General features: G+C 68.0%; 12 protein-coding genes. 3 read left to right on the forward strand and 9 right to left on the reverse strand.

Going from position 1 to position 12,079, the window contains the following annotated elements; translation table 11 throughout:
- Positions 1 to 31 precede the first annotated feature (31 nt).
- Positions 32 to 664: a TetR/AcrR family transcriptional regulator gene (locus tag G6N61_RS09900; protein WP_163918362.1), complete on the forward strand. Its 633-nt coding sequence runs from the start codon at positions 32 to 34 to the stop codon at positions 662 to 664.
- A gap of 3 nt (positions 665 to 667) precedes the next feature.
- On the opposite strand, the gene G6N61_RS09905 is transcribed toward G6N61_RS09900, so the two are convergent.
- From G6N61_RS09905 to G6N61_RS09930, 6 genes are all read right to left on the reverse strand, one after another.
- On the reverse strand, positions 668 to 1,855 hold the full coding sequence (locus G6N61_RS09905; protein WP_163918363.1) for an acyl-CoA dehydrogenase family protein: 1,188 nt from the start codon (positions 1,853 to 1,855) through the stop codon (positions 668 to 670).
- Positions 1,852 to 2,919: an acyl-CoA dehydrogenase family protein gene (locus tag G6N61_RS09910; protein WP_163918364.1), complete on the reverse strand. Its 1,068-nt coding sequence runs from the start codon at positions 2,917 to 2,919 to the stop codon at positions 1,852 to 1,854. The genes G6N61_RS09905 and G6N61_RS09910 overlap by 4 nt, the downstream gene beginning before the upstream one ends.
- Before the next feature lie 4 nt (positions 2,920 to 2,923).
- Positions 2,924 to 3,760 carry an amidohydrolase family protein gene (locus G6N61_RS09915; RefSeq protein ID WP_163918365.1) on the reverse strand — a complete coding sequence of 279 codons (837 nt, stop codon included), beginning with the start codon at positions 3,758 to 3,760 and terminating at the stop codon, positions 2,924 to 2,926.
- The gene (locus G6N61_RS09920) at positions 3,757 to 4,977 is read right to left on the reverse strand and encodes an amidohydrolase family protein (protein ID WP_163918366.1); all 1,221 of its coding nucleotides are present in this window, start codon (positions 4,975 to 4,977) and stop codon (positions 3,757 to 3,759) included. Before G6N61_RS09920 ends, G6N61_RS09915 begins: the two co-directional genes overlap by 4 nt.
- Positions 4,974 to 5,798 carry an enoyl-CoA hydratase gene (locus G6N61_RS09925; protein ID WP_163918367.1) on the reverse strand — a complete coding sequence of 275 codons (825 nt, stop codon included), beginning with the start codon at positions 5,796 to 5,798 and terminating at the stop codon, positions 4,974 to 4,976. The genes G6N61_RS09920 and G6N61_RS09925 overlap by 4 nt, the downstream gene beginning before the upstream one ends.
- A 186-nt stretch (positions 5,799 to 5,984) precedes the next feature.
- Positions 5,985 to 6,749, reverse strand: coding sequence for a crotonase/enoyl-CoA hydratase family protein (locus G6N61_RS09930; RefSeq protein WP_163918368.1), 765 nt, complete (start codon positions 6,747 to 6,749; stop codon positions 5,985 to 5,987).
- Positions 6,750 to 7,010: 261 nt separating this feature from the next.
- Between G6N61_RS09930 and G6N61_RS09935 the strand changes: the two genes are divergently transcribed.
- Positions 7,011 to 7,790, forward strand: coding sequence for a TetR/AcrR family transcriptional regulator (locus tag G6N61_RS09935; protein ID WP_179973598.1), 780 nt, complete (start codon positions 7,011 to 7,013; stop codon positions 7,788 to 7,790).
- Here G6N61_RS09935 and G6N61_RS09940 read toward each other — a convergent pair.
- Positions 7,787 to 8,962, reverse strand: coding sequence for a thiolase family protein (locus tag G6N61_RS09940; RefSeq protein ID WP_163918370.1), 1,176 nt, complete (start codon positions 8,960 to 8,962; stop codon positions 7,787 to 7,789). The two genes, G6N61_RS09935 and G6N61_RS09940, sit on opposite strands and share 4 nt — an antisense overlap.
- Before the next feature lie 148 nt (positions 8,963 to 9,110).
- On the opposite strand from G6N61_RS09940, the gene G6N61_RS09945 reads away from it, so the two are divergent.
- Positions 9,111 to 9,932, forward strand: a complete 822-nt coding sequence (locus tag G6N61_RS09945) for a mycofactocin-coupled SDR family oxidoreductase (protein ID WP_163918371.1) — start codon at positions 9,111 to 9,113, stop codon at positions 9,930 to 9,932.
- Positions 9,933 to 10,165: 233 nt separating this feature from the next.
- Here G6N61_RS09945 and G6N61_RS09950 read toward each other — a convergent pair whose 3' ends face one another.
- Both G6N61_RS09950 and G6N61_RS09955 read right to left on the reverse strand, forming a co-directional pair.
- On the reverse strand, positions 10,166 to 10,873 hold the full coding sequence (locus tag G6N61_RS09950) for a GntR family transcriptional regulator (protein ID WP_163918372.1): 708 nt from the start codon (positions 10,871 to 10,873) through the stop codon (positions 10,166 to 10,168).
- Complete coding sequence (locus G6N61_RS09955) at positions 10,857 to 12,050, reverse strand: acyl-CoA dehydrogenase family protein (protein ID WP_163918373.1); 1,194 nt, start codon at positions 12,048 to 12,050, stop codon at positions 10,857 to 10,859. The genes G6N61_RS09950 and G6N61_RS09955 overlap by 17 nt, the downstream gene beginning before the upstream one ends.
- Between the last annotated feature and the right edge of the window lie 29 nt (positions 12,051 to 12,079).

Genomic DNA, 12,079 nt, shown 5'->3' on the forward strand with positions numbered 1-12,079 from the left:
AAGTTAATTGTCGAGCGTCTAATATGCAAGGGTGCCCTCCCCCGCCCGCGGGCTGACCCAAACCCAGCGCGTCGAACTGTCGGCTCGCAGGCTGGTCGAGGCTGCGGCCAGTCTGATCGTCGAGAAGGGTTGGGAGGCAACGACGGCGGCCGAGATCGGTCGGCGAGCCGGCTACAGCCGCGCAATGGTGCATGCGCGGTACGGCAGCAAGGAGGCCATCCTCGACACGCTGTTCCGCGACACCTACGAGGCCCGACTGGACGCCACACCGGTGGCCGGCGCCGACGGCCTGACCACGGCGCTCCGCCACGTCGACCGAATCATCGAGCTCTACGCCGAGGACACGGCGTTCACGCGCGCGGTGTTCGTGCTGGCCTTCGAAGCGGTCAAGTCCACGTCGCCGGTCAGGAGCCGTATGCAGCAGTGGCTCACCGGCGGAGCGGCCACCGTGGAGGCGGGTCTGCGCGCCGGGCTCGCCGACGGATCGGTGCGCGACGGCATCGACGTCGAGGCCGCGACGGCCGACATCAGCACCGCCGGGCTGGGAGTGGTCTACCAGTGGATCCTGTTCGACGACTCCTACCCGCTCGATCGGGCACTGAACTCGCTGCGCGAGCGCATCATCGCCGACTATGTCCGGCCAGCGCGTCGGCGACGGACGTGACGCCTACGGCGTCTTCGCCACCGAGTAGCTGGGCTTGCCGAGTCCGAGCACGTACTGCGCGATCATGTTTCGGAAGACCTCCAGCGTGCCGCCGTAGATGCCGACCAGCGGCGCGAACCGGTACACGTACTCCGAGGCACCGTCGTCGATTGCCCCGTCGGTGTCGATAGGTAGGGCGGCCGCCTCGCCGAGTACGTCCATCAGGTCCGGTGCCACGTCGCGCATGGTCTGCGCCAGAGCGACCCGGCCGAAGACGTTGGGGGTGCTGATCGCCACCTCCATGCGCGCGACACTGCGGCCGAATCGGTAGGCTACGGACCCGTCGTCGACCGGTCTGCGCCCGTCGCGCCCCGAGCGCCCCACGATTGCTGCCGCCCGGTCGCACGCACTGACCATGAAGCCACCCTGGTGCATCATGATCGAGACGTCCTGCAGTCCATCGGCACTGGCGTCCACGGCGCCGTGCTCGGCGTTGAGCGGCTCGCGCAGCACCGTCCAGCCGCCGTTGACCTCGCCGAGCCGATAGCGGTCGTCCACCCGTACGTCGCTGTAGTACACGATGTTGGTGCGGTCGCCGTCGACGGTGCGGATGCCCTGGATCTCGATGCCGGGCGTGTCGAGCGGCACCAGGAACATGGTCAGGCTCCGATGCTTCGGCGCATCCGGATCGGTGTTGGTGATGAGGAAGACGTACTGGCAGTTGTGCGCGCCGGTGGTGAACATCTTGGCGCCGTTGACCACCCAGTGCTCACCGTCTCGGACGGCGCGGGTCTTGCAGGTGGCGATGTCGGAGCCGCCCTCGGGTTCGGTGTAGCCGAGGCACAGCCGGACGTGGCCGCTCAACACCCCGGGCAGCACCTCGTCGCGCAGCTCGGGACTGCCGAACTCCTGCACCGAACGCGCCACCATCGACGTGGTGCCCGACGTCACCCACGGCACGTGAAAACGTCGCTTCTCCTGCTCCCACAGTCGCCGTCGCACGCGCGGAAAGCCACCGTCGGCCTCGGAGTTCCATTCTCCCGCCAGGTATCCGGCGGTGCCCAGCGCGAGGTGCACGCCCTCGTCGAAGTTGTCCCCGGTCTCGCGGTCCCGTCGCAGGACCTCGTCGGTGACGAGGCTCGACAGCAGCGCACGCGTGTCGTCGAGGAAGGCCTGGTCCTCGACGGACAGTTCCACCCGCTCGAAGTTCATCGCGCCTGCTCGACGGACGTTGCGACCGAGGCGTTCTCGCGCTCGGCGACGATGCGTGCGATGCGGACCGCGGTGGCACCGGGATCGCCTCCTGCCAGTGGCCACCCCCTGGCCCGGACCAGGTAGGCGGTGGCCGCGGCTTCGGCCGACACCCCGAGCCCGCCCTGCACGTGCACGGCCATGGTCGCCGCCTTGGCCGCCTCCTCGGACATGAACACGAATGCGCACGCGCCCAGCTCCGGCCGCACGCCGGGTTCGTTGTCGAGGTACCAGGCCGCGCGACGGGCCAGCGCCCGCCCGCCCTGGACGACGATCGCCATGTTGGCCAGCGGGTGCGAGATGGCCTGCAGCGTCCCGATCGGAACGCCAAGCGTGTACCGCGTCTTGGCGAACTCGGCGGCGATGGTCATCGTCTCCTCCACCAGGCCGGTCAGCGCCGCTGCCGTGAGCAGGCGCCATTCGTCGAGGGCCAGTTGGTAGTCGGCCAGCGCGCCGGGGCCACTGGCGAGCACGGTGCGGGTATCGGCCGCCGCGGGGTCCACCCACGCCATCGGCAGCCGGGCGATGTTCTCCACCCGCGCAGGCCGCGTCGCGAACGTCAGGCGGACCACGTCGTCACCGTCGCGCACGATCACCTGGTCGGCCACCGCACCCGACGGGATCAGCCGTCGGCCGGGGGCGTCCACCTCGCGGGCGTCGAAGCCGACGATCTGCTCACCGCTGACGACCGCTGGATCGGACGCGCCGAGGCGGGCCAGTAGCCGTGCCGCGCAGACGTGGTCGATCCACGGTAGCGGTGCCAGCGACCGGCCGAGTTCCTCGGCGACGAGCGTCAGATCGACCAATGTGGCACCGTCGCCGCCCGCCGATTCGGGCAGCGCCATCGTGGTGGCGCCGGTGGCGCACAGGCGCTCCCAGAGGCTCTTGTCGAACCCCGTGGTCTCGGCGGCGCGAACGGCGTCGATCGAGCAGTTCGCCTTGAAGAACTTCCGGTAGGCCTGTGCAAGATCGGACTGATCCTCGGACAGGCTGTAGTCCTCGCGGCGGAGTTCGTAGCGGTCCATCCGATCACCGGTCCTCTCCTGCGCCGAAGAAGAACTCCTCGGCGTTGTCGTACAGATATCCGTCCAGCACGTCGGGCGGTAGGTCGAGAGCCAATGCCTCAGGCACGACGCGACTTTGACGCAGCACGGGCCAGTCGGACGCGAAGATCACCTTGCCCCTGCCGCGGGTGCGCATGAAGTGCAGCAAGGAGTCGGGCAACCGCTTCGGCGACCATGCCGACGTCATCAGACGCAGGTTGGGGTACTTGATCAGCATCCGGATCGCGACGTCCCACCACGGGTCCGCCCCATGGATCATGCACAGCCGCAGTTCCGGGAACCGCACGCACACCCGGTCCAGGTGGATCGGGTTCTGCACCTCACCGGGGATGGGCGGCCCCGGTAGGCCGGTGTTGACGCACAACGGCAGTCCGATCTCGGCGCACTTGGCGTAGAGCGGGTAGTACACCGCGTCGCTCGGGGGGTACATGCCGTCGCCCCAGAAGCTAGGGCCCACAGCGGCATACGCGACCGGCAGGTCCGCCGCGATGGCCGCGAGGTCGCGCAGCGCGGGAACGGGACGCAGCAGATCGATTCCACCCACGGCGAGGGCGAACCGGTCCGGTCGCTGTTCGACGAACGACCTCGCCGTGGCCGAGGGCTTGACCACGTTGTCCATCAAAATCGCCTTGACGACGCCGTGGGCGTCCATCTCGTCGAGCAGCTCGGGCAGTTCGACCTGGTCGTAGAGCGACTGCGGGCCCTTGAAGTAGTCGTCGCGCACCTTCAGCATGAGGTCGGGTTGCGTGGCCGTCTCGCCGAAGTGGACGTTGACGAGGCAGTCGATGGCGCGGTGGGTCATCGAGAGCCCACCGGGGCTCGTCCGAGGAGATCTAGTGCGTTGTCGCGCATGACCTTTCGCGTGTCCTCGGCGCTGAACTCCGGGAACTGCGGAATGTCGGCCGTGAAGGTCATTGGGTCGGCGAGCCCCTCGCCGTGCGGCCAGTCGGAGCCGAACAGGATCTTGTCGACGCCGATGGTGGCGGCGAGCAGCTTCACGTCGTCCTCGTAGTACGGGGCGATCCAGACGTTGTTGCGCAACTGCTCGACCGGGTCCTCGGTGAAGTGGTACGGCGCGGTGTTGGCCGCCTTCTTCAGGCGCTTGATCAGCCGGTAGACGAAGTAGGAGCCGTTCTCGATGCTCGCGACCTTCAGCGTGGGGTGCCGGGTGAAGACCTGGTGCACGATCATCGAGGCCATCGAGTCGTGGATGGCACGGTCGTCTAGCAGCACCTGGTCGAGTGGGTCCTTCATGCCGAAGCCCTCGAACGTCGCCTTGCCGCCCCACAGTGCCGCGATCGCCAAATAGCCGCTGTCGGACAGGTGAAACACCACTGGGACACCGGCTTCGGCCAACCGCGCCCAGACCGGGTCGTGAAGTGGGTGGCCCAGCGAGCGCGGTTTGACGACACCGGGTACCGGCGCCGGGCGCACGCAGACGATCTTGGCGCCGCGCGCCAGCACGAACTCGACTTCGTCGACCGCCTTGTCCGGGTCGGCCAGTGAGATGATCGGCGCCGAGAGGAATCGGTGGTCGGGCCGGTCGAAACCCCAGTCCTCGTCCAGCCACAGGTTGAAGGCGTGGACCGAGGCCATGGTCGCCTCGACGTCGTGCTTGAGTGCTTCCTCCACACCACAGGCGAACGTGGGCAGCATGAACACCGTCTCGAGGTTCTGCTCGTCGAGGATCTGCACCCGGGCGTCGCGGTTCTGGTACTCGGGATGATCGGCGAGCCGGTCGACCTTCATCAGAGACGCCGGGTCGACGCCCTCGGGAATCTCGCCGCGAAACAGCAGATCCAGGCAGCCCGGCTCGATGATCGGGTCGAACGTGGGGTTCGGGACGAAGTGGTTCACCACCCCGCCCATGACCGCGTAGGTTCGCTTGCCCTCGGTGAGCATCTGAACGCCGCGGCGCTTGAACTCCTTGGGCAGGTGCCGGGTGAAGGAGTCGATCGGCTCGTAGTAGTGGTTGTCGACGTCGATCGCCCGGTAGTTCAGGGGCGCGGGCTCGCTCACGTCGGGTCCTCCTCGTGCGGCGGGTAACTGGGCTGTCGCTTCTCGAAGAAGGCGGTGATGCCCTCGATGAAGTCGGGCCGTCGCATCGACTCGTACATCAGGGTCTCGGCGCGGTCGCTGGTGGTCTCCAGGTCGCGCAATGCGTCGTCGTACAGCTGGCGCTTGATCACCGCCAGCGCGCTGGGGGCGCAGTGGACGGCGATGTCCTCGGCGTAGGCCAGTGCGGTGGGCATCAGGTCCTCCGGTGCGACCACCTGCTTGACGAGGCCCAGTTCGGCAGCCTCCTCGGCCAGGAACGTGCGCCCGCTCAGCAGCAGGTCCATGGCGACGCTCCAGCCCACCACCCGCGGCAGAATCCAGGAGATGCCGTACTCGCCGATCAGGCCGCGACGCGCGAAGGCCGTCGTAAACTTCGCGCCGGCGGCGGCGAAGCGGATGTCGCACATCAGGGACAGGGTGAGCCCGATGCCCGCGCAGGCCCCGTTTATCGCCGCGATCACGGGCTTGCGCAGCTTGGTGACGAAGTGGGGGTGGCGCTCGCCGACGAGCGCCGTGACGTCGGCGCTCTCCCCGGAATCGCTTGCACCGCTGATCGTGTCGAGGTCGCCCATGTCGGCGCCTGCACAGAAGGCACGTCCGTTGCCGGTCACCAGGATGACGCGTACCGCCGGGTCGGCCTCAGCGGCGTCCATGCAGCGGTAGAAGGCCGCAGCCAATCCTCCGCCCCAGGCGTTCAGCCGTTCCGGCCGGTTGAGCGTCACCACGGCGACGCCGCTGCTCCGAACCTCGTAGAGCACGGGACCAATGTCGGTGGCGGTCAATGCGACCTCATCGTCGTCGACTCCTGATGGGGCAGGCCTCTGTGTATGGACTTACCGTACACCTATCGGTAGTGCCTACGGGAGCGCTTCGCACACCCTTCAGAACTCGCGAGATCTACCCCAGCGTCGTGACGGGGCGGCGTTCCACGACGCTGGTGTAGACGTCGCGAGGGCGCACCCCGTCGGTCAGGCGCCGGTCCAGTTCGGCTTCCGCTTCTCGGCGAACGCGGTCGCGCCCTCCATCGCGTCCTTCGACGAGAAGACCGGCATGACGAGTTCGTTCTGCTTCTTCCACATCTCGGCCTCGCTCCATCCGGCGGACTTCGCGATGATCTCCTTGGTGACCGCCACGGCGAGAGGACCGTTGGCCGTGATGCGTTCGGCGAGTGCGAGCGCACCGTCGAGCGCACCGCCGGTTCCGGTGAGGACGTTCACGAAACCCCACTGCGATGCTTCCTCGGCGGTGAAACTGTCTCCGGTCAACGCGAGTTCGAGCGCCTTCTGGTACGGGATGCGGTGGGGCAGGCGGAGCAGGCCGCCACCAGCTGCCACCAGGCCGCGCTTGACCTCCGGAATGCCGAACTTCGCGTCCTTGGCGGCCACGACGAGGTCGGTGGCGAGCACGATCTCGGTGCCACCCGCCAGTGCGTAGCCCTCGACGGCCGCGATCAGCGGCTTGCGCGGCGGGCGCTCGGTGAAGCCGATTCCGCGGCCGGGAATGGCCGGGACCTCGCCTGCCATGAACGCCTTGAGGTCCATGCCGGCGCAGAAGTTGCCGCCCGCGCCCGTGACGATCGCGACCGACAACTCCGGGGTGTCGTCGAGTTCGTCCATGGCGTCGGCGAGCCCCTGGGCAACGGCGAGGTTGAACGCGTTGCGGGCCTGCGGGCGGTTGATGGTGACGATCAGGGTGCGTCCCCGTCGCTCGCGAATGACTACTTCATCGGACACGTGGGGCCCCTTTGCCGTCGAGTTCGAATGCCACTTCGGGTCGTACGGGTGAAACCTACTATAGGGCTTTCAGTAGTGGTGGAGCGGCCAACGGTCGGATCGAATCCAATTGCAGCGCAGCTGATTCGAGCGTCTTGGCAACGGCCCCCGCCGGGCAGGCATCGGGACGGGCCTACGCGCGCAAGCGAGGCCCACAGCGTGAAGAAACCCACACGGTATGCCTACCGGTAAGCTTCACGGTGTCGTCCGCCCACTGAACTGATGGAGGTGCCCCCGGTGGCCAAGCAACCGACCGCAGAGAAGCGGCAGCGCCGTGAGCGCGGTTCCATCAACCCCGACGACATCATCAACGGTGCGTTCGAACTCGCCGAGGACATCGGCATCGACAACCTCAGTATGCCCCTGCTGGGCAAGCACCTCGGCGTCGGAGTAACCAGCATCTACTGGTACTTCCGCAAGAAGGACGACCTGCTCAACGCGATGACCGACCGCGCACTGCGCCAGTACGTGTTCGCCACGCCCTACGTCGAGGCCGCCGACTGGCGGGAGACCCTGCGCAACCACGCTCGTGTGATGCGAAAGGCGTTCCTGGGCAACCCGATTCTGTGCGACCTCATCCTCATCCGCTCGGCACTGTCACCACGGGCCGCCAAGCTCGGCGTCGCCGCCGTGGAGAAGGCCATCGAGAGCCTCGCCGAGGCGGGCCTGTCACCCGAGGATGCGTTCGACACGTACTCGGCGGTCTCCCTGCACGTCCGCGGCTCGGTCGTCCTGCAGCGGCTCTACGACAAGAACCAGTCGACCGACTGCGGACCCGGCTACTTCGAGGAGGCGATGGTCATCGATCCGGAGACCGCGCCCCTGCTCGCCAAGGTCAGCGCCGAAGGCCACCGCATCGGGGCGTCGGACGAGAAGAACTTCGAATACGGGCTGGACTGCATCCTCGACCATGCCGCGCGGCTGATCGAGGAGTCGGCCGCCAAGCCGGCCCAGCGCCGCAAGACCGCGACGCCGCGCCGCAAGGCTGCTGCCGACCGCTAGACCTCGATGACGACGGCGCCGCCCTGGCCGCCACCCGCGCACATGGCTGCGACGCCGATGCCGCCGCCGCGGCGGCGTAGCTCGTAGACCAGAGTGGTCATCATCCGCGCGCCCGAGGCGGCGATCGGGTGGCCGAGGCTGCACCCGCTGCCGGAGAAGTTCACCTTCTCCTCGTCGAGCCCGTACTCCTTGCATGCCGCGATCGGCACCGAGGCAAACGCTTCGTTGATCTCCCACAGGGTGACGTCGGAGGCCGACAGACCGGCGCGCTCGAGCACCTTGCCGATGACCCGCACGCCGCCCAGACCGGTGTCGCGCGGCGCCACGCCGATCGAGGCCCACGCCTTCACGGTGGCCATGACGTCGAGGTTCTCGGCCTCGGCGTAGCCGCGTTCGGTCAGAGCGACCGCGGCGCACGCGTCGTTGGTGCCGCTGGCGTTGCCCGCGGTGATGGAGAAGCCCTCGATCTCGGGGTGCAGGACCTTGAGGCCTGCCAGCTTCTCGACGGTGGTGTCACGGCGCGGGTGCTCGTCGACGGCGAACTCGGTGATCGAGCCGTCGAACTGGGTGATCTTCAGCGGCAGGATCTCGTCGTCGAACTTGCCCGCATCCTGGGCGGCGACCGCGCGCTGGTGGCTGCGTGCGGCCCACGCGTCCATCTCCTCGCGGCTGATGCCCGCTGCCTGGGCGGTGTTCCATCCGACGGTGATCGACATGTCCTTGGCAGGCGCGTCGGGCGTCTCGACGTGCGTGGGCGGCATCCACCGCTCCTCGAACTTCAGCTCCGGGCCGGGGATGCGCCAGTTGGTCAGCGGCGTCATCGACAGAGACTGCACCCCGCCTGCGATGAGCGCGCGCTCCATGCCGGAGCCGATCTGCGCCGAGGCGTTGCCGATCGCGGTGAGGCTGCCCGCGCAGTGCCGGTTCACCGACTGGCCCGGCACGTGCTCGAGGCCCGTCGCCGTGGCCGCATAACGGGCGAGATCGCCGCCGCCGTAATGGGATTCGGCGAAGATCAGGTCGTCGACGTCCGCGGGGTCGATGCCCGAGCGGCGCACGATCTCTGGCAGCACGGCGGTGATCAGGGTCTCCGGCGGCGTGTTGACCAGCGTGCCCTTGAAGGACCGCCCGATAGCGGTTCGGACTGCTCCGACGATGACGGGTGTGGACATGTCTTCGAACCTCGGGATTCTCGGGCTACCTGGGCAGTGCCGGCGGCAGCGTGGACCTGCGTTACAAATCTAGCAGAAACTGTAGTGTTGCCAACAGCAGGTCGGAGGAACGCTCCGCGCCGGGAGCAGACGACGGAAGGATCGACGCGTGAGCGGACGCCTCGAGGGCAAGGTCGCATTCGTCACCGGCGCGGCGCGAGGGCAGGGCCGCGCGCATGCGGTCCGGATGGCGCAGGAGGGTGCCGACGTGATCGCCGTCGACGTCGCAGGCCAACTTCCGCCGTGCGTGCGCTACGACCCCGCGACACCCGAGGACCTCGACGAGACCGTTCGGCTGGTCGAGAAGACCGGGCGCCGAATCCTGGCGTCGGCCGTCGACACCCGCGACCACGGCCGGATGAACGACGTCGTCGCCGAGGGGGTGGCGGAGTTGGGACGCCTCGACGTCATCGTCGCCAACGCGGGCATCGCCGTCCCCCAGACCTGGGACGAGATCACCCCGGACTCCTTCCGCGACGTCATGGACGTCAACGTGACCGGCACGTGGAACACGGTGATGGCGGGCGCCCGACACGTGATCGACGGCGGGCGCGGCGGGTCGATCGTGCTGATCAGCTCGGCGGCCGGACTGAAGATGCAGCCCTTCATGATTCACTACACCGCGAGCAAGCACGCTGTCACGGGCATGGCGCGCGGCTTCGCCGCCGAACTCGGTCGCCACGGCATTCGGGTGAACAGCGTGCACCCCGGCCCGGTCGCCAGCGACATGGGGTCGGGCGACATGGTGGCCGAGATCGGCAGGACCATGGAGTCCCACCCGCAGCTGTCGAACATGCTCGTCGGCTTCCTGCCCGAGGGCATCTGCGAACCGCACGACATCGCCGATGCGGTGCTGTGGCTGGCCAGTGACGAGTCGCGCTTCGTCACCGCCGCGGCGATCGCGGTCGACGGCGGCACCACCCAGTACTGACCGTCACGCGACAGGCGCCCGCCGAGCATGGGGCTTATGCACGCCCGCGGGCAGTTTCGCGTACACGAGGCCCACACTCGACGGGCGCGAGGTTCACATAGCGCTCACGAACACCCCCACCCGCACTTCCCCACCATGACCGCTACCTCAACCCAAACGACGCCGAGCGTGGGGCTCGTGCACGCGCGCGGGCAGTTTCGCGTACACGAGGCCCACACTCGACGGGCATGGGCCTACGACCCCGCCGCCTCCGACGACGGGGCCGCGGCGATAACGCCGCGTTCGACGAGGTGCTCGGTCAGCGGCGCCACGCCGATGGTGAAGTGCTCGGCCATCGCGGTCCGGGCCCGCGTGGCGTCGCGGCGCTCGAAGGCGGCGATCACCCGGCGATGGTCGGAGATCGACTGCTTGGGCCAGCCCTCCAGCGTCGGGAACACCGACTCCGGCGCATATCTCGTGATGGTCGACATCACGTGCGTCAGCTTCGGCGACCCGGCGGCCACGTTGATGGTGCGGTGGAACTCGTGGTTGAGCCGCACCATCCGCTCGAGATCGTCGGTCTCGTAGGCCCGTTCGAGTTCGTCCTGGACGGCCTTGAGTGACGCCAGCTGGTCGTCGGTGATGTTCACCGCGGCCCGCGCGGCCAGCTCTCCCCCGATGAACGCCTGCACCCCCGCCACGTCGGCGATGTCGCGCGCGGTCACCTCGAGCACCATGAAGCCGCGGCGCGGATGCTGGACGAGCAGACCCTCGGCCCGCAGGTTCAGCAGCGCCTCCCGCACCGGGGTGACGCTGATGCCGAGTTCGGCGGCCAGCTGATCGAGGCGCAGGTACACCCCGGCAGCGAACGTGCCGTTGAAGATTCGCCGGCGGACGTAGCGCGCGACGTCGTCGGAGAGTTGCGGCCGCGCCGCGAAGGCCGGCTCAGAGTCGGTATTCATGGAGGAGGTTCTTGCTGATGATGGTCTTCTGGATCTCGCTGGTGCCCTCGCCGATCAGCAGGAACGGCGCGTCGCGCATCAGCCGTTCGATCTCGTACTCCTTGGAGTATCCGTAGCCGCCGTGGATGCGGAAGCTCTGCTGGGTGACCTCGATGCAGTACTCACTGGCCAGGTACTTCGCCATGCCCGCCGCGACGTCGTTGCGCTCACCGGAGTCCTTGAGCCTGGCGGCGTTGACCATCATCAGGTGCGCCGCCTCGACCTTGGTCGCCATCTCGGCGAGCTGGAACGCGATCGCCTGGTGGTCGGCGATCGGCTTGCCGAAGGTGCTGCGCTGCTGGGCGTATCGCACCGCGAGTTCGAACGCCCGCAACGCCACCCCGCAGGCGCGGGCCGACACGTTGACCCGGCCCACTTCCACGCCGTCCATCATCTGGGCGAAGCCACGGCCGGGCGCGTTGCCGAGCACGTCGTCATCGGAGGCGACGTACCCGTCGAAGATCAGCTCGGTGGTGTCGATGCCCTTGTAGCCGAGCTTGTCGAGCTTTCCCGGGATCGTCAGCCCGGGGGCCACCTCGCCGAAACCGGGCGGCTTCTCGATCAGGAACGCCGTCAGGTTGCGATGCGGCTTGTCTGCACCCTCGTCCGTCTTCACAAGCGCCGCAACCAGAGTCGAGCTGCCACCGTTGGTCAGCCACATCTTCTGGCCGGTGATCGCGTAACCACCCTCGGGCCTGCGGACGCCCCTGGTGCGGATGGCTGCGACGTCGGAACCCAGTTCTGGCTCGGACATCGAGAACGCTCCCCGGATCTCGCCGGTGGCCATCCGCGGGAGGAACCGCTTCTTCTGTTCGTCGGTGCCGTGCTGGCGGATCATGTAGGCCACGATGAAGTGCGTGTTGATCACGCCGGAGACGCTCATCCAGCCGCGGGCCAGCTCCTCGACGCACAGCGCGTAGGTGAGCAGCGACTCCCCCAGTCCGCCGTACTCCTCGCCGATCATGAGGCCGAACAGCCCCATCTCGCGCATCGCGTCGACGATCTGCTGCGGGTAGGTGTCGGAGTGCTCGAGTTCCTGGGCGTTCGGGATGATCTCCCTGTCGACGAAATCGCGTACAGTCGAGACGATCTCGCACTGCACGTCGGTCAGACCGACCGTCTGCGCGAGCCTAGTCATGGGCGATCCCGCTCCGCTTCTCGCTGGCC

The organism is Mycolicibacterium arabiense, from assembly GCF_010731815.2.
Taxonomy (GTDB): domain Bacteria; phylum Actinomycetota; class Actinomycetes; order Mycobacteriales; family Mycobacteriaceae; genus Mycobacterium; species Mycobacterium arabiense.